Genomic DNA, 16401 nt, shown 5'->3' on the forward strand with positions numbered 1-16401 from the left:
CGTCAGACTTCCGCCGTGCGGCGTTTGCGCAGCCTGAGCTGCAGCGCCGCGCGCGCCCGTTCGAATTCGTCCGTCAACATCGCTACCGCCACCGCAGGGCGGTCGAGCGTTTCCATGCGTGCGCCCAGTTCGATGCGCTTGGCGGCGGCCGACAACGCCATCGCACCCAGGTTCGCGCTCGAGGATTTCAGCGAGTGCGCGGCTTCGCGCAGCGCATTGAAGTCCGGCGCGAGCGCCGCGCGTTCGAGCTGCGAGAGCAGGTGCGGGGCGTCTTCGAGGAACACCTGCACGATGCGCGAGGCGTCCGCGCCGATGACGGCGTAGAGCTCGTCGAGCGCACCGTCGTCGATGATCGGGTCCGCGACTGCGGTCTGCATCTGGATCTCCGGTTGCGGCTGCGGCGGCGGCGGAGCGACGGGCGGCTTGCGCGGCGCGACGGGCATGTCGGAGGACTCCACGGTCGGCATCGCGAACGACGGCGGCCGCGCGGGCGACGGCGCGACGGGCGGCACGGGCGGCGCACTCGGCGCGCCTTGTCCGGGGGCCGCCACCCCCGGCATCGACATCCCCGCATCCGCAAACGCGGCCGCCGACGGCGCGCGCGCACGCGGTGCTTCCTGCAGCCAGCGGCGCAGGCAGTGTTCGAGCTGCCCGCGCGTCACGGGCTTGGCGAGGTAATCGTCCATGCCCGCGTCGAGGCAACGCTGGCGGTCGCCGGCCATCGCATTCGCCGTCATCGCGACGATCGGCAGGTGCGGGCCAGAGGAATCGTTCGCTTCGATCTCGCGCCATTTCGCCGCGGCGCTGTAGCCGTCGAGCACCGGCATCTGGCAGTCCATCAACACCAGGTCGTAATTGCCGTCGCGCATGCGCAGCAGCGCGGCTTCGCCGTTGGTCGCGGTGTCGCACTCCAGGCCCAGCACGCTCAGCAGGCGCTGCGCGACGAGCAGGTTGACCGGGTTGTCTTCGACCAGCAGCACGCGCGCCTGCCAGTGCTTGGCGGGCTTGTCGGTTTCCTTCGCCTTGCGTTCTTCCGTCGTGTCGCCGCGCGTGGCCCGCTGCGCGAGCGCGGCGCGCAATTCGGCGTCGGGCGCCTGGCGCGGCAGCAACGTCGCGCCCGTGTGCAGTTCCTGCGGCACTTCGTCGTCGGAATACAGATAGACCAGGCGCACGTCGCCGAAGCTTGCATGCCGGCCGACGTTGCGATGCAACGCGATCGCCGTGTTGCGCATGCTGCCCAGGTCGGCGAGCACCACGCCGTAGGTCCACGGCGGGCCCTGCGTCGCGGCCGCGCGCAGGCGGTCGAGCGCTTCCTGCGTGGTCTCCACCGTCGTGACGCGCAGGCCCCAGTTGGGCAGCAACATGCTCAGGCGCGTGCGCAGGCGCGCATCGGACGTCAGCAGCAACAGGCGCTGGCCACTGAGATCGGCTTCGCGCGTCGGCATGTCGCCGAGCACCTTGAGCAGCGGCACTTCGAAATGGAACGTCGCGCCGTGCCCCGGCTCGGACTGCACGCCGATCTTGCCGCCCATCAGGTCGACGATGCGATGGCAGATCGCTAGGCCGAGGCCCGTGCCGCCGTACAGGCGCGTCGTCGACGCATCGGCCTGCGTGAAGGCATGGAACAGGCGCGACTGCGCATCGGTTGCGATGCCGATGCCCGTGTCGCGCACTTCGAAACGCAACTGGTGCTGGCTGGTGGTTTCGCCCACGCGGCGCACGCTGACCGAAATCGCGCCGCGCTCGGTGAACTTGACCGCGTTGCTGATCAGGTTGGTCAGCACCTGGCGCAGGCGCACCGGATCGCCGCGCACGGGCAGGCGCACGCTCGGATCCAGGTGCAGGTGCAGCCGCAGGCCCTTGGATTCTGCCGGGCGCTCCATCAGCTGCATCACCGCTTCGAGCAGGTCGCGCAGGTTGAACGTCGTGGTTTCCAGTTCGAGCTTGTTCGCTTCGAGCTTGGAGTAGTCGAGGATGTCGTCGACGATGCGCAGCAGCGACTGCGACGAGGTGTAGGCGGTGCGTACCAGTTCGTGCTGGTCGGGCAGCAGGCGCGCGTGCAGCAGCAGGTCGAGCATCGGCACGATGCCGTTGAGCGGCGTGCGGATTTCGTGGCTCATCGTGGCGAGGAATTCGCCCTTGGCCAGCACCGCGGATTCGGCCGCCTGCTTGGCCTTGGTCAATTGCTGTTCGAGTTCGTGGTGGCGCTGGATCTCGCGCTGCAGCTGGTCCACCTGCGAGCGGTCCTTCAGCGCCTTCTCCTCGATCGCCTCCATCTGCTTGTCGCGGCGATGCAGCACGTACACCACCGCCATCAGCGCGATCAGCGCGGTGAGCACGAACAGGATCGCGGCGAATTGCCACGGCCCTTCGAACCCGCCGGCTTCCAATGCGAGCGAGACCGCCGCCCCGGCGGCCGCGCCCAGCGCCAGCCACCGCATCGTGAGCCAGCGACTCGTCCCCTGGCCGTCTGCCATCAGAGCACCGCGTTCTTGAAGTCGAAGTCGAGCTCGCTCGCCGCCTGCTGGACGAGGTTGCCCTGGATGAAGTCGATGCCGCTCATCCACAACGTCGCCGCGGCTTGCGGGTCCTCGACGCTGTGGCCGATCACCTGCAGGCCCTGGCGATGCGCGCGGTCGATCGAGGTGCGCATCGCATCACGCAGCGCGCCGCCGTCGGCGTGCGCATACCGCGCCGACAGGCGGATGTAACCGAGCGGCAATTGCGAGAGCAGCGAATCGGCGTCCGGCGAATGCTCGTACTGGCTCAGGCAGAACTGCACGCCCACCGGCACGAGCTGGTCGCAGAACTGCTTGAGCGTCACCGCGTGGATCAACGCATCGGCCAGGCGGATGTCGATGACCAGCGACGGGCCTTCGAGCCCGCGCACGGCGATGGCGGAGGCGAGCCAGTCGGCGTACGCATCGCGCGCCAGCGTGCGCGAGGACTGCGGCACGAACAGGCGCACCGGGCGGCTTTGCGCGCGGCGTTGCTGCAGTACGTCGAGCGCGCGTTCGAGCACCCAGCGGTCGATGTCGTGGATCATCCCGGCCTGTTCGGCGGCGGGGATGATCTCCGCGGCGTTGTGCAGCGTGCCGTCGGCCGCGTTCATGCGCAGCAGCGTCTGGTATTGCGCCTCGTCGCCGCCGGCGACGGCGACGATCGGCTGGTAGATCAATTCGAATCGGTCGTCGGCCAGCGCGTCGCGCAGGTAATCGGACAGATCGCTCGGCTGGCCGTGGTCCGGCGGCTCGAACGCGAAGATGCCCAGCGCCTGGGAACGCGCGTGGCGCGAGGCTTGTTCGGCGGCTTCCAGCGCACCGCCCGCATCGGTGAACCCGTGGCGGAGCGCGGCGTAGCCGACGGTGACGCGCAGCTTGATCGTGTGCCCGTCGACGTCGAACGCTTTCTGGTTCAGCCCGTCGCGCCACACGCGCGCCTGGCGGTCGAGCGCGAGGTCTTCGAGTTTCGGCGTGTAGACCAGGAACGAATGGTCGTTCAACCGCGTCGCCGGATGCACGCCGGCCAGTTCGCCGAGGCGGCGGCCGGCTTCGGTCATCAGGCGTTCGAGCGCGGCGTAGCCGAAGCGTTCGCGCAACGTCGAGGTGCCTTCGATTTCGATGAAGTACACGCCGCCGGCGGTGGCCGGCAACGCGGAGCTCAATTGTTGCAACAACACCGGGCGCGCCATCAGGCCCGTCGCCGGGTGGCGGCTGGCTTCGGTCATGCGCTGCTTGCCGAGCGCGCGGGCACGCTTGACGCGGCTTTCGATGGCGGCGATGAGGTGCCGCGGGCGAATGGGCTTCTGCAGGAAGTCGTCGGCGCCCACTTCGAGCACCTGGTACTGCATTTCCGGATCCGGATCGCCGGTGAGGAAGACGATGGGCGTGTGCAGGAACGATTCGTGCGCGCGGATCATCGTCGTCAGTTCGGTGCCCGACATTCCCGGCATGTGCAGGTCCATCAGCACCAGGTCGGGCTTGATGCGCTGCATCGTGTCGAGCACGTCCTTCGATTCGGCCGCGACGACCGCTTCGATGCCCGCGCCGTTCAATACGCCCTCGGCGAACATCGCCTGCGCGCGGTCGTCTTCGACGATCAGCACGCGATACGGCGGTTCGTCGCCGGTTCCCAGCGGGGGCAGGGGGACGCCGTCCGGCGACGTGGCCGCCGCCGCGGCCACGGGTTCGGACGATTCGCCATCGCTCGCGCTGGTGGTGTCCTGTGCGCCGTCCGCCGGCGGTGCGTCTTCGCTCCACCGCCGCCAGTAGCCTTGCGGCGGCGTTTCGGCGCGCGATGCGGGCGTGTCGTCGACGCTCTTGGAGGCGTTGGGCAATTGCAGCAACAGGTTCTCGGCGACCGAGATCAGTTGCGCGGTGGAGGCCGCATCGGGCATGTGCTGCGCGATGCGCGCCGACGAGATCTGCCCGTGCAACTGCGCGAGCATGCCCGCCCAGCGCTGGTCGATCTGCACCGCCTGCGCGTGGAGCCGGTCGACTTCGTGCGCGATCTGTTCGAACGAGCCGTGGTCCCAGCCCTGCGCGCGACGGTTGCGAAGATGTTGCGCAAGGCCGTCCACGCCACCGCGGAACTGCGACAGCGGATCGTTCGACGCCTGTTGGCGTTTCGGTTTCGTGGCGGGCATCGGCTCCCCCGGCGTGTTGCCGCCATTATCCCCTGCTCCCCATCAAGGAGAGAGCACGGAATAGGGGCGAGTTCCCGGCCAGCCGCTTCGAAGGCGTGACGCGAGCCTCATTGCGGCACATTGGTGGTGGCAGGCACGGTACGCGGGCCGAACAGCGCGCGCCGGAGGCGCCGCCACACCCACCACACCGCGGCGGCCATCGCGACACTGATGGCGATGACGATCGCCAGTGCGATCCACGGGTGCGCGAACGCCAGCGCGAGCCCGCCGACGACGGCCGCATCCTCCGTGACCGACGCGCTCCAGTTGCTCACCGGCTCGGGGGATGTATTCAGCAACGCGCGGCTGCCGGCCTTCAGCACGTGGCTGGTCAGCGCGACGCCGGCGCCCGTCGCGAGCATGCCTGCGCCGAGGTTGCCGTCGGGCGACAGGGTCGCGGCGGCGAGGAAGGCGCCGACCGGCACGCGCAACACCGTATGCAGCAGGTCCCAGCCCGAGTCGACCCCCGGAATCTTGTCGGCGAAGAACTCGGCGGCGGCGAGCAGGCCGGAGGTGCCGAGGACCCAGGGCGACGTGGTGACCTCGAGCGCGGCGGGCAGATCGAGCCAGCCCATCGCGCCGGCGACGCCCACCCCGAACACCGTGAGATACACGCGGATGCCCGCGAGCCACGCCAGCAGGATCCCGATCGCGAAAAGGTGCGCTTCGGACATGGCAGGTTCCTCCATCGGCCGTTCGGCAAAGGCCTTACACTCGCCGCCCGAGTATAGGCACGGTCCCCGTGTCGTTTTGCTGAGCGCGAATGGAGCCCACCCCCAACCGCCCGAAATTCGAGATCGTCCCCCGCGAGGGCCGCGGCCGCGTGCCGGCCTGGGGCTGGCCCGCGGGCGCGCTCGTCGTGGGCCTGCTGCTCGGCGGCGGCCTGGCCTGGTGGCTGGCCAGGCCGGATTCGGGCTCCCCGGAAGCCCGCATCGCCGATAGCGACCGTCGCCTGAAGACCACGCAGGCGCAGGTCGCCGAACTCGAACAACGCGTCTCCACGCTCACCCGTTCCGACCAGATCAGCCGCGACGCCAACCGCGACGTGCAGGCGATGCTCGCCGACAAGGACGAGCAGATCGCGAGCCTGCGCGCGGATGTAGCCTTCTATGAACGCTTCGTCGGCAGCGGCGCCGAACGCAAGGGCCTGACGGTGCATTCGGCGGAATTCGCGCGCGAAGCCGGCGGCAGCTGGCGTTACCAGGTCGTGCTGACGCAAAGCCTCAATCGCGGCGCCGTGAGCCAGGGCGAAATGCGGTTCGACGTCGAAGGCGTGCGGGAGGGCCGCCTGACGACGGTGAAGTGGGACGAGATGCAACAAAAGCCCGGCGCGCCGGGGCAACAATACGAATTCCGCTATTTCCAGCGGCTCGGCGGCAGCATCGTGTTGCCCGCCGGTTTCACCCCGCAGCGCGTCAAGGTCGCGCTGCGCGGCAAGGGCGCGAACGTCGACACGGCGCTCGCGTGGACATCGATGGCGATACCTGGGGAATGAAGGGATGTTCAAGAATTCGCAAACCAAGCCTGCCTCGCGCGACGGCCAGGCCGTCGACACGCTGATCGGCCCGCAGGTCACCATCCGCGGCGACATCGAGTTCAGCGGCGGGTTGTATGTCGAAGGCCGCATCGTCGGCCGCGTCACCGCCACCGAAGGCACGCAGGCCGTGCTGATGCTGTCCGAGCAGGGCGTGATCGAAGGGGAAATCCGCGCGCCGGTCGTGATGATCGACGGCCGCCTGGAGGGCGACGTCCACGCCGCCGAGCGCATCGAACTGGCCGCCCGCGCCCGCGTGCAGGGCAACGTCCACTACCGTACGGTGGAAATGCACGCTGGCGCGCAGCTCACGGGCCGCCTGGTCCACGCCGACGCCAACGCCGCCACCGTCCTCGACGGCCCGCAGCTCGTCGCCGTCGCCTGACCGGCATGCCGGTGTTCCACGGCGCCGCTTGATTGCGGCGCCGTTGGCCCGCATCTTGTCCCGCATGGAATTGATCGAATCCCCCACCTGGCAGCAGCTGGACGCCCCGCTGCAGTTTTCGCCGGCCGCCGCCGCCAAGGTGCGCGAGCTCATCGCCGAGGAAGGCAACGCCGACCTCAAGCTGCGCGTGTACATCCAGGGCGGCGGTTGCTCGGGGTTCCAGTACGGGTTCGAGTTCGACGAATCGCGCGGCGAGGATGACGTCGCCGTGGAAACCGACGGCGTGACGCTGCTGGTCGATCCGTTGAGCCTGCAATACCTGATGGGTGCGGAAGTCGACTACAGCGAAAGCCTGCAGGGCGCGCAGTTCGTCATCCGCAATCCCAACGCCAAGACGACGTGCGGCTGCGGCAGCAGCTTCACGATGTGACCGGGCCGGTTTCGCCCTTCGCATTCGTCGACGGCGCGCTCGATCGCGCCGACCATCTCCGCGACGACCCCGACACCCTCGCCACCCTCTGGCCGCAGGCGCGCGTCGTCGTGCTCGAAGACGACGGCCGTGCATTCGCCGGCGATGACACCCGGTTGTTCGCGCCCGATGGCGCGGCGATCGGGGGCGGGCCCGGCACTGCGATTTTCCTCGGCATGCGCGATGGACAAGCGTGGTTCGCGCAAGCGGCGCGGCGTCTGTCGATCGACGCGCCCGCTCGCATCGACCTGCGCAGCGCGGCGACGCAATGGAACGCCTTCGACGCCACCGTGTTCGCGCAAGCGCGCGCGATGCTGCATTGGCATACGCGCCACGCGTTCTGCGGCGTGTGCGGAGGCGAACTCGCCTTCGTGCGCGCCGGCTGGCTCGGCCAGTGCGCGCGCTGCGGCAGCGAGCATTACCCGCGCACCGACCAGGCGATCATCGCGGCGGTCAGCGATGGCCAACGGTTGTTGCTCGGCCGCCAGCGCAACTGGCCGCCGCGGCGCTGGTCGGTGATCGCCGGGTTCGTCGAACCGGGCGAATCGCTCGAACAGACCGTCGCGCGCGAAGTGCTGGAGGAAACCGGCGTGCGCGTGCTGCGCTGCCGCTATGTCGCCTCGCAGCCGTGGCCGTTCCCCGGCTCGCTGATGCTCGGTTTCCTCGCGGAGGCCGGGCCCGACGTCCCCGTGGTGGGTGACGAGCTCGACGACGCGCGCTGGTTCGACGCCGACACCATCCGCGCGGGCCTTGCGCGCGATTGGTCGGTGGGGCCGGAGGAAGACGAGGGCGGCATCGCGCTGTCCGCACCGATTTCCATCGCCCGTTGGCTGATCGAGTCCTGGTTGGCATCCGTCACGCGCTGAATGCGCACGGGATGATTCCGTATCATGCCGCCGACGGGTCGCCCGTCGCGGTCCCGATCCTCCGAGGATGTCGATGTCCATCACGCTGATCGCCGTCGTCATCGCGCTCGTCGTCGGCCATTCGATGCCGGCACTGGTGGCGTTGCGTCGCTACGACTGGTTCATCCGTTGGCTCGAGTGGCTCGCCGCGCAGCTCGGCGACAGCCCGTCGTGGCGCGGCGCGGGCGGGATGCTGTTCGCCATCGGCCCGCCGCTGCTGCTCATCGCGCTGCTGCAGATCGCGTTGCGCGGGGACTTCTATGGGTTCCCGGCGTTCGTCTTCGCGCTGGCCGCATTGTTCTATGCATGGGGGCCGCGCGACCTCGACCACGACGTCGAGGCGGTGGTGAACGCCGCCGACCCGGTGGCCCGCCGCGAAGCTGCCGCGCGGCTGTTCCCCGAACGCGACGCCGCGGCGCTGGACGGAGGCTCGCTGGTCGAAGCCGTGTTCCGCTGCGCGTTGTGGCGCTGGTTCGGCGTGTTGTTCTGGTTCCTGTTGCTCGGTGCGTTCGGCGCGCTGCTGTATCGCCTGGTGTCGCTGTGCGCGCAGGGCGAGGCGCAGAAGCGGTTGCCCGAAGGCGCCTCGCAGGCGGCGCGCACCTTGCTGGCGTTCCTCGACTGGCCCGTCGCGCAATTGATGACGCTCTCGCTCGCGCTGGTCGGCAACTTCGACAGCGTGTTCGCCGCATGGAAGGGCGCCGGCGGCGCGGGGTATACGGGCGACACGCGGTTCCTCGCCGCCGCGGCGCGCGCCAGCGTGCGCAGCGAGCTGGCGGACGAAGCCCTCGACGACATCGACACCGAGTACGTCGCCGATGGCGGTGTCGCCGTCGCGCGCGGCGTGCCCGGGCTGCCGGAACTGCGCGATGCCATGAGCCTGGTGTGGCGCATCCTGCTGCTGTGGCTGGCGGTGCTGGCGTTGTTCGTCATCGCCGGCTGGGTGGCCTGACGCCCGCAACGGGCGTCGCTTTTCAGCGTTTGCGCTTCTGTTCGGATTCGCGCAGGTGCTCGATCAGTTCGCGCACGAGCTTGCGCGCCTTCGGCGGCAATGCGATGAACGCATCGATGGCGTGTTGATCCATCGCCGGAATGCGGAATTCGACGCGCGTCTCGCGAACGCGGGAAGACGCCTGCACCCCGTACTGCAACTCGGTAGGCGTGATGCGGACCAGTTGCGCCAACGCAATGAGATTGCGTTGGCGCGGCATGCTCTTTCCGTGCAGCCAACGAGAAACAGCTTGAGGCGTCGTGGGATCTCCCCCATGGCGCGTCAAGTGGAAGCAGATCTCGGACGGACTTTCCCGATAACCAGCGACTTTCAGCGCGTTGCGCAGTCGTTCGCCGAACAGGGCCTGTTCGCTTTTCATGGCGCCGACGTTAGGCGGCGCGGTGCAAACGCCCTGCAATTATCGCGTTACCCTCGTTTAACCAATCCGGTTCATGGCAGGCATTTCGCGATGGCCACCTCCCTTCTCGAACGGCTGCCGCGCCTGGTCGTACACGGGCGCCGGCAGGCACAACGGCTCATGGAGTCCACCACCGGACGGAACCGCGAACGCGCGGTGCCGTTGGAAGTCGTCGTCGCGCCCGACGACCCCGTGTCCGAGGGCCGCGTGCGCCGCCTGGTGTGCGGCGCGCCGGCACTCTGCGTCGCCGCGTTGATCGCCGAGCTGCGCCAGGGCGATGGCGCGCCGCTCGACCGCGTTGTCCTCGACCTGCACCCGGCCGGCGATGACGACACCCATGCGCTCGCGGCGCGCCTGGCGCGCTGGGCGCCGTGCATCGCGCTCTTGCGCAAGCTCGCGCCGGAGGCCGTGTTCGTTCCACAGTTCCCGGAGGGCGAACGCGGCCCGCTGCAATTGGTGTTCGATGCGTTCGGCTGGCCTGCAACGATGCGCGAAACGGCGGCGCGCGACACCACCACCTTGCTGCTCGCAGACGATGCCACGCGATTGACAGCGCTCGCGCGGCCGCACGCCGCCTGGATCGCCTGCGTGCGCGATGCCGCCGGGTGCGCTGCATTGCGCAGAAACCTCCTGCTCCGCGGCGACACGTCGTTCTGCATCGAGGAGGTCGGCGCGACGCCCGCGGAGTGGACGCGCCGCAACGCGGCCGCGCAACCGGTCAAGGCGATGCACGCCGCGCTCGCGGCGTTCGGCGCGAAAGCGCTCGCCTCGCCCGCGGTGTGCACGACACCAGCCGGGCGGCGTCGTGCGGGCGGCGACGTGCTGCTCGGGGAAACCCTGCGTGACGGCGTTCGCTCCCTCGTGTGGGTGGACGCCCCGGACCGCCGCACGGGCGAAGCCACGCTCAGTCGCGCGGTCACCCGTCGCGAGGTCAGCCACTATCCGCACGTGACCATCCTGGGATGGCACTTCGCGCCGACGCTGTCGCAACAGCTCGCCACGCGGGCGGATTAGCAGGTGGACGTGCGCGGCATTCGATGCCTTCCGCGCGGGGAACGCGGTCCCGCACTGCGGGTCGATCCGCGCGGCTTCACCCCCATCGAGGGCCTATCGCGTGCGTGGGTGGATCGCGAACGCTCGCGCAGCGCCCCCGAGGTCGAGTGGCTCATCGTGCAGCTCGGCGACGGCGAGCAGATCGTCGATTGGTCCGTCGACCCCGCGCACGATGGCGAGGTCTTCCGCGGCGCATGGCATGCATTGCGCGACGCGCATTCCGGCGTGCGCATCGCTCGCATGCGGATGCCATGGCAGGCGGCGCCTCGCCGCGTCTGCGTGCGCGCCATCGATGCACAGGGCCGCGCAAGCGAGCTGCGCTTCGTCGCCGATGCGGGCGCGACGCCGGGACCGCCGCACGCCCATGCCGTTCCGGCGCGCGCGCGGGGATGCGCGCAGGTCGAGGCGCTCTGCTAGGCTCCGCGCGAACCCCCGCGGCGGCCGCATTCGATGGCGCACAACCAGTTCGAACTCCTCCGGCAGCGGCGCTTCCTGCCGTTCTTCGCGACCCAATCGCTCGGCGCCTTCAACGACAACGTTTTCCGGCAGGCCATCATCGGCCTGCTGTTCTTCATGGGCGTGGCCAGCGACGAGCGCAGTTTCTATACCAACCTGGCGCCCGCGATCTTCATCCTGCCGTATTTCCTGTTCAGCGCGACGGCCGGGCAGATCGCGGAGAAGCTCGAGAAGTCGCGACTGATCCGCATCACGACGATGATGGAAATCGCCATCATGTCGCTGGCTGCGGTCGGCTTCCTGATGCAGAACATGGTGGTGCTGCTCATCGCGCTGTTTTCGACGGGCGTGCAGTCCGCGCTGTTCGGCCCGGTGAAGTATTCGATCCTGCCCTCTGTGCTCAAGCCCGAGGAACTCACCGGCGGCAATGGCCTGGTCGAGATGGGCACGTCGGTGTCGATCCTCGTCGGCATGCTGCTCGGCGGGATGATCTTCCAGGTTGCCGGCGACAACGGGCCGATGGTCGCTGCAGTGTCGGTGATCCTCTTCGCGATCGCGGGCAATCTCGTCAGCCGCGCAATCCCGCCGACCGATGCCGCCGCACCGGACCTGAAGGTCGGCTGGAACCCCATTCCCGAATCCATCCGCGTCCTGCGACTGGTGCGCAAGCAGGTCGCGGTGCGCAACTCGGTGCTGGGCGTGTCGTGGTTCTGGTTCGTCGGCACGATGCTCACCGCGCAGTTGCCGACCTACGGGGACGAGAACCTCGGCGGCGACGTGTCGACGTACACCGTCCTGCTCGCGGTGTTCTCGATCGCGACGGGCGTTGGCTCGGTGCTCTGCGAAAAACTTTCAGCGCGCACGGTGGAGATCGGCCTCGTCCCGCTCGGCGCGTTCGGCATGAGCGCGTTCCTCTTCGTCCTGGCGTTGTGGCTGCCGGAAGCGGGTGCGACGTACACCCACGGCTTGGTGCACACCATCGTCGCGCTCAGCGGCATCGGCCTGTTCGCCGGCTTCTACGTCGTGCCGTTGTTCGCGCTGATCCAGAGCCGCACGCCGAAGCGCGAACTCTCGCGCGTGATCGCGGGCATGAACATCCAGAACGCGGGCTTCATCGTGCTCGCCGCGGTGCTGGGCATCGTCGGCCTCCAATACCTGCACTGGACGATCCCGCAGCTGTTCCTGGCGCTGGCGATCGCTAATACGCTGGTGGCGCTCTGGATATTCACCGTCGTTCCCGAATTCCTGATGCGCTTCCTCAGCTGGGTGCTGGTGCGCACGCTGTACCGCCTGCGCGTGCACGGCATCGAAGCCCACGTGCCCGACGAGGGCCCTGCGCTGCTGGTGTGCAACCACGTCAGCTACATGGACGCGCTGATCCTGTCGGCGACGATCCCGCGCCCGGTGCGCTTCGTCATGTACTGGAAGATCTTCAACATCCCGGTGATGCGCTGGATCTTCCGCACCGCCAAGGCGATTCCCATCGCCGGCGCGCGCGAAAACCCGGAGCTGATGCAACGCGCCTTCGACGAAATCGACGCCGCCCTGGCCAAAGGCGAAATCGTCGGCATCTTCCCGGAAGGTGCGTTGACCCACGACGGCCAGATCGCCGCGTTCAAATCGGGCGTCGAGAAGATCCTGCAACGCCGCGAAGTCCCCGTCGTCCCGATGGCCCTGCGCGGCATGTGGACCAGCATGTGGAGCAAACGCGACGGCCGCCTGAAACGCATGCGCGTCCCGCGCCGGTTCCGCGCGCACGTCGAGGTGATCGCGTCGACGCAGATCGAAGGCCAGATCGCCACCGCCGAGTTGCTGGAAGCGAAGGTGCGTGAATTGCGAGGCGATGCTGCGTAGCTGCTGACCGGGTTTCAGTGGCAAGCACGGAAAAACCGCCTATCGGGCGCCGGCTCGACATATGCACGATGTGCATATATGGTCACGTTCGATCCCCGCAAGGCAAAGGCGAACCGGAAGAAGCACGGCGTCGCCTTTTCGGACGCCCGGCTAGCGCTAGATGATCCGCTCGGCCTCACCCGGGAGGATTGGTCCGAAGGCGAGCAGCGGTTCGTCACGCTCGGCGTCGCCGTCGGTTCGATCCTGGTCGTCACATGGACGGAGCGTCACAACCAGATCCGCATCATCTCAGCGCGCAAGGCGAGCGCAGGCGAAGCAAAACACTATGGCAACTGACATCGACTTCTCGGACGCGCGACGCGGCGCCGCACTCCCGGCCCCGAAGGGCAAGACGCGCATTACCATCTATATCGACGACGACGTTCTGGATGCATTCCGGGATCGAGCCGAAGCGGAAGGGCGTGGCTACCAGACCGCCATCAATGAGGCATTGCGGCGTTCGATTGCGACCGGTGCTTCGAAGCACGAGGCCTTGCTTGCTCGATTGCAGGACGCCATTGCGGGCGTCCTGGAAGGCGTCAAGATCATGGAGGCGACAAAGCCGCGCACGATCGCGAAACGCGTACCGCGCGGTCGGACGGTGTCCAAGGGCATCAAGCCGAAGAAGCGCTGATCCAGCGGCCAGGGGCATTCACCCCTCGCCACGCTCCCGCGCGATCGCCCGCCAGCCGATGTCGTGGCGGTGGAATTCGCCGGTCCACGAGATGCCGGCGATTTCCGCGTACGCGCGTTGTTGCGCTTCCGCGACCGTTTCGCCCAGCGCGCAGACGCACAGGACGCGGCCGCCGGAGGTCACGATGTGTTCGCCTTCGACGCGCGTTCCCGCGTGGAAGACCTTCGTGTCCTCGACGTCGGGAGCGTCGATGGAGTTGATGATGTCGCCCAGGCGCGGCGTGCCGGGATAGTTTTCGGCAGCCATGACGACGCCGAGCGACTTGCGCGCGTCCCAGTCGGCCTGCGTGGTCGACAATGTGCCGTCGATCGCCGCTTCGACCAACGCCACCAGGTCCGAGCGCAGGCGCAGCATCACCGGTTGCGTTTCCGGGTCGCCGAAGCGCACGTTGAACTCGATGACCTTCGGCGCGCCGCTCTTGTCGATCATCAGGCCCGCGTAGAGGAAACCGGTGAACGGCGCGCCGTCGGCCGCCATGCCGCGCACGGTCGGCTCGACCACTTCGCGCATGACGCGCGCATGCACCTCGGGCGTGACCACCGGCGCGGGCGAGTAGGCGCCCATGCCGCCGGTGTTGGGGCCGGTATCGCCGTCGCGTACGCGCTTGTGGTCCTGCGAGGTCGCCATCGGCAACGCGTGCATGCCGTCGACCATCGAGATGAAGCTGGCTTCCTCGCCTTCGAGGAATTCCTCGATCACCACGCGCGCGCCGGCGGCGCCGAACGCGTCGCCGGAGAGCATGTCTTCGATCGCATGTTCGGCTTCAGCCAGCGTCATCGCCACGATCACGCCCTTGCCCGCGGCCAGGCCGTCGGCCTTCACGACGATGGGCGCGCCCTTCGAACGCACGTAGGCGAGCGCCTCGTCGACCTTGGTGTGCACCGCGTAATGCGCGGTGGGAATGCCGTGGCGCGCGAGGAACTCCTTCGCGAACGCCTTGCTGCCTTCGAGCTGCGCGGCCGCGGCGGTGGGCCCGAAGACGCGATGGCCCGCAGCGCGGAACCGATCGACCACGCCCGCAACCAACGGTTGCTCGGGACCGACGACGGTCAATGCCACGCCTTCGCGTTCGACCAGCGCCAGCAAGCCCTCGATGTCCTTCGCGTCCACGCCGACGTTGCGGCACTTGGCTTCCGTCGCCGTCCCCGCGTTGCCCGGCGCGACCAGCACTTCGGTCGCGCGCGGCGATTGCGCGAGCTTCCACGCCAGCGCGTGCTCGCGACCGCCGGAACCGATGACGAGGATCTTCATGCGTTGCTCCTGGCGATGGGGGCGCGGATCAGTGGCGGAAGTGGCGGATGCCGGTGAACACCATCGCGATGTCGTGCTCGTCCGCGGCGGCGATGACTTCGTTGTCGCGCATCGAACCGCCCGGTTGGATGACCGTGCGGATGCCGGCGGCGGCCGCGGCGTCGATGCCGTCGCGGAAGGGGAAGAATGCATCGGAGGCCATCGCCGAGCCCGGTACCACGAGCCCGGCTTCCTCGGCCTTGAGCGCGGCGATCTTCGCCGACACCACGCGGCTCATCTGGCCGGCGCCGATGCCGATCGTGCGGCCGTCGCGCGCGTAGACGATCGCGTTGGACTTCACGTACTTCGCCACGCGCCAGGCGAACAGCAGGTCTTCGAGCTCCTTCGGCGTCGGCGCACGCTTGGAAACGACCTTCAATTCGTCGCGTGTCACTTCGCGGATGTCGCTGGTCTGCATCAGCAGGCCCGAGCCGACGCGCTTGACGTCGGCGTTGTTGCGGCCTTCGCCGTGCGGGATGCGCAGCACGCGCACGTTGGCTTTCTTGCGCGCGTAGTCCAGCGCGGCGGCGTCGTATTCCGGCGCGATGAGCACTTCGACGAACTGGCGGTCGAGGATGGCCTTCGCCGTGGCCCCATCAAGCGTGCGGTTGAACGCGATGATGCCGCCGAAGGCGGAGGTCGGGTCCGTCGCGTAAGCCAGCTCATAGGCCGCGCCGACATCGGCCGCTTCGGCCACGCCGCACGGATTGGCGTGCTTGACGACCACGCACGCCGGATTCTCGAACTGGCGCACGCATTCCCACGCAGCATCCGCATCGGCGAGGTTGTTGAACGACAACTCCTTGCCCTGCAACTGCGTGAACGTCGCCAACGTGCCCGGCACCGGCCACAGGTCGCGGTAGAACGCGGCCTGCTGGTGCGGGTTCTCGCCGTAGCGCAGGTCCATCACCTTCACGAAGTTGCTGTTCTGCTGCGCGGGGAAGTGCGAGCGCGTGCCGTCTTCGTTGATCGACGAGAGGTAATCGCTGATGCAGGCGTCGTACTGGGCGACGCGATTGAACGCGGCCACCGACATCGCGAAACGCGTACGCGCCGACAGCGCACCGCCGTTGCCGTTCAACTCGTCGACCAGCGCCGCGTACTGCGCCGGATCCGTCGCCACCGCCACGCGCGCGAAGTTCTTCGCCGCCGAACGCAGCATCGCCGGCCCGCCGATGTCGATGTTCTCCACGATGTCGTCCATCGTGCTGTTCGGGTCGATGGCGACCTTCTCGAACGGATAGAGATTCAGCACCAGCAGGTCGATCGGTGCGATGCCGTGCTGCCGCATGACCGCCTCGTCGATGCCGCTGCGGCCGAGCAGGCCGCCATGCACCAGCGGATGCAGCGTCTTGACGCGGCCGTCCATCATTTCGGGGAACTGCGTCAGTTCGCTGACGTCGCGCACGCGCAGGCCCGCATCGCGCAGCGCCTTCGAGGTGCCGCCGGTGGACACCAGCTCGACATCCAGCGCGGCGAGCGCGCGGGCGAGTTCGACCAGGCCGGTCTTGTCGGAAACGGAAAGCAGGGCCCGGCGGATCTTCACCGGCGAAAGGGTCGACGACATGGCGGGGGCCGCGGGCGTGGGGAGCGCCATTCTAACGGGGCCGCCGAGCCGGTGGCCTGCATGGC

At 68.5% G+C, this 16401-nt stretch carries 16 protein-coding genes; 10 read left to right on the forward strand and 6 right to left on the reverse strand.

The features are described 5' to 3' along the window. Window positions 1-2: 2 nt before the first annotated feature. The 3 genes from LF41_RS13540 to LF41_RS13550 form a co-directional block, all read right to left on the reverse strand. Window positions 3-2477 carry a hybrid sensor histidine kinase/response regulator gene (locus LF41_RS13540; RefSeq protein WP_237577772.1) on the reverse strand — a complete coding sequence of 825 codons (2475 nt, stop codon included), beginning with the start codon at window positions 2475-2477 and terminating at the stop codon, window positions 3-5. Beyond that, window positions 2477-4348: an EAL domain-containing protein gene (locus LF41_RS13545; protein ID WP_052116468.1), complete on the reverse strand. Its 1872-nt coding sequence runs from the start codon at window positions 4346-4348 to the stop codon at window positions 2477-2479. Before LF41_RS13545 ends, LF41_RS13540 begins: the two co-directional genes overlap by 1 nt. Window positions 4349-4752: 404 nt before the next feature. Next, entirely contained in the window at window positions 4753-5358 is a 606-nt protein-coding gene (locus LF41_RS13550; RefSeq protein WP_036170965.1) for a DUF4126 domain-containing protein, read from the reverse strand. A gap of 89 nt (window positions 5359-5447) precedes the next feature. Between LF41_RS13550 and LF41_RS13555 the strand changes: the two genes are divergently transcribed. The 5 genes from LF41_RS13555 to LF41_RS13575 all read left to right on the forward strand — a co-directional run bounded on the left by LF41_RS13555 (window position 5448) and on the right by LF41_RS13575 (window position 8926). After that, window positions 5448-6179: a DUF6776 family protein gene (locus tag LF41_RS13555; RefSeq protein WP_052116447.1), complete on the forward strand. Its 732-nt coding sequence runs from the start codon at window positions 5448-5450 to the stop codon at window positions 6177-6179. A gap of 4 nt (window positions 6180-6183) precedes the next feature. Next, complete coding sequence (locus tag LF41_RS13560; protein WP_052116448.1) at window positions 6184-6603, forward strand: bactofilin family protein; 420 nt, start codon at window positions 6184-6186, stop codon at window positions 6601-6603. Window positions 6604-6667: 64 nt separating this feature from the next. After that, entirely contained in the window at window positions 6668-7033 is a 366-nt protein-coding gene (gene erpA, locus LF41_RS13565; RefSeq protein ID WP_036170613.1) for an iron-sulfur cluster insertion protein ErpA, read from the forward strand. Then, on the forward strand, window positions 7030-7938 hold the full coding sequence (gene nudC, locus LF41_RS13570) for an NAD(+) diphosphatase (protein ID WP_237577776.1): 909 nt from the start codon (window positions 7030-7032) through the stop codon (window positions 7936-7938). The genes erpA and nudC overlap by 4 nt, the downstream gene beginning before the upstream one ends. A 73-nt stretch (window positions 7939-8011) precedes the next feature. After that, window positions 8012-8926, forward strand: a complete 915-nt coding sequence (locus LF41_RS13575) for a cobalamin biosynthesis protein (RefSeq protein WP_036170976.1) — start codon at window positions 8012-8014, stop codon at window positions 8924-8926. 22 nt (window positions 8927-8948) lie between these two features. Here the strand turns inward: LF41_RS13575 and LF41_RS16810 are convergent, their stop codons facing one another. Then, complete coding sequence (locus tag LF41_RS16810) at window positions 8949-9383, reverse strand: helix-turn-helix domain-containing protein (RefSeq protein WP_152600024.1); 435 nt, start codon at window positions 9381-9383, stop codon at window positions 8949-8951. A gap of 51 nt (window positions 9384-9434) precedes the next feature. Here LF41_RS16810 and LF41_RS13585 point away from each other — a divergent pair, with 51 nt between their 5' ends. The 5 genes from LF41_RS13585 to LF41_RS16520 all read left to right on the forward strand — a co-directional run bounded on the left by LF41_RS13585 (window position 9435) and on the right by LF41_RS16520 (window position 13419). Beyond that, entirely contained in the window at window positions 9435-10397 is a 963-nt protein-coding gene (locus tag LF41_RS13585; protein WP_036170617.1) for a hypothetical protein, read from the forward strand. 108 nt (window positions 10398-10505) lie between these two features. Then, window positions 10506-10853 carry a hypothetical protein gene (locus tag LF41_RS13590; RefSeq protein ID WP_152600025.1) on the forward strand — a complete coding sequence of 116 codons (348 nt, stop codon included), beginning with the start codon at window positions 10506-10508 and terminating at the stop codon, window positions 10851-10853. A 33-nt stretch (window positions 10854-10886) separates the two neighbouring features. Further along, complete coding sequence (locus LF41_RS13595) at window positions 10887-12746, forward strand: MFS transporter (RefSeq protein WP_036170622.1); 1860 nt, start codon at window positions 10887-10889, stop codon at window positions 12744-12746. 78 nt (window positions 12747-12824) lie between these two features. Then, entirely contained in the window at window positions 12825-13082 is a 258-nt protein-coding gene (locus LF41_RS17150) for a BrnT family toxin (protein ID WP_036170624.1), read from the forward strand. Continuing rightward, window positions 13072-13419 (forward strand): BrnA antitoxin family protein, encoded by a 348-nt coding sequence (locus tag LF41_RS16520; protein WP_202594054.1) that lies wholly within the window; start codon window positions 13072-13074, stop codon window positions 13417-13419. Before LF41_RS17150 ends, LF41_RS16520 begins: the two co-directional genes overlap by 11 nt. An 18-nt stretch (window positions 13420-13437) precedes the next feature. Here LF41_RS16520 and purD read toward each other — a convergent pair whose 3' ends face one another. Both purD and purH read right to left on the reverse strand, forming a co-directional pair. Continuing rightward, window positions 13438-14730 carry a phosphoribosylamine--glycine ligase gene (purD, locus tag LF41_RS13610; protein ID WP_036170626.1) on the reverse strand — a complete coding sequence of 431 codons (1293 nt, stop codon included), beginning with the start codon at window positions 14728-14730 and terminating at the stop codon, window positions 13438-13440. Window positions 14731-14758: 28 nt separating this feature from the next. Continuing rightward, window positions 14759-16336, reverse strand: a complete 1578-nt coding sequence (gene purH / locus LF41_RS13615; RefSeq protein WP_036170982.1) for a bifunctional phosphoribosylaminoimidazolecarboxamide formyltransferase/IMP cyclohydrolase — start codon at window positions 16334-16336, stop codon at window positions 14759-14761. Window positions 16337-16401: the final 65 nt, after the last annotated feature.

It is taken from the genome of Lysobacter dokdonensis DS-58, from assembly GCF_000770795.1.
Lineage (GTDB): Bacteria > Pseudomonadota > Gammaproteobacteria > Xanthomonadales > Xanthomonadaceae > Noviluteimonas > Noviluteimonas dokdonensis.

Excerpts from the sequence above, each read along its gene's own strand:
- LF41_RS13540 (WP_237577772.1), bottom strand. The coding sequence starts at position 2,477 with ATGGCAGACGGCCAGGGGACGAGTCGCTGGCTCACGATGCGGTGGCTG.
- LF41_RS13550 (WP_036170965.1), bottom strand. The coding sequence starts at position 5,358 with ATGTCCGAAGCGCACCTTTTCGCGATCGGGATCCTGCTGGCGTGGCTC.
- LF41_RS13555 (WP_052116447.1), top strand. The coding sequence starts at position 5,448 with ATGGAGCCCACCCCCAACCGCCCGAAATTCGAGATCGTCCCCCGCGAG.
- LF41_RS13560 (WP_052116448.1), top strand. The coding sequence starts at position 6,184 with ATGTTCAAGAATTCGCAAACCAAGCCTGCCTCGCGCGACGGCCAGGCC.
- erpA (WP_036170613.1), top strand. The coding sequence starts at position 6,668 with ATGGAATTGATCGAATCCCCCACCTGGCAGCAGCTGGACGCCCCGCTG.
- LF41_RS13575 (WP_036170976.1), top strand. The coding sequence starts at position 8,012 with ATGTCCATCACGCTGATCGCCGTCGTCATCGCGCTCGTCGTCGGCCAT.
- LF41_RS13585 (WP_036170617.1), top strand. The coding sequence starts at position 9,435 with ATGGCCACCTCCCTTCTCGAACGGCTGCCGCGCCTGGTCGTACACGGG.
- LF41_RS13595 (WP_036170622.1), top strand. The coding sequence starts at position 10,887 with ATGGCGCACAACCAGTTCGAACTCCTCCGGCAGCGGCGCTTCCTGCCG.
- LF41_RS17150 (WP_036170624.1), top strand. The coding sequence starts at position 12,825 with ATGGTCACGTTCGATCCCCGCAAGGCAAAGGCGAACCGGAAGAAGCAC.
- LF41_RS16520 (WP_202594054.1), top strand. The coding sequence starts at position 13,072 with ATGGCAACTGACATCGACTTCTCGGACGCGCGACGCGGCGCCGCACTC.
- purD (WP_036170626.1), bottom strand. The coding sequence starts at position 14,730 with ATGAAGATCCTCGTCATCGGTTCCGGCGGTCGCGAGCACGCGCTGGCG.
- purH (WP_036170982.1), bottom strand. The coding sequence starts at position 16,336 with ATGTCGTCGACCCTTTCGCCGGTGAAGATCCGCCGGGCCCTGCTTTCC.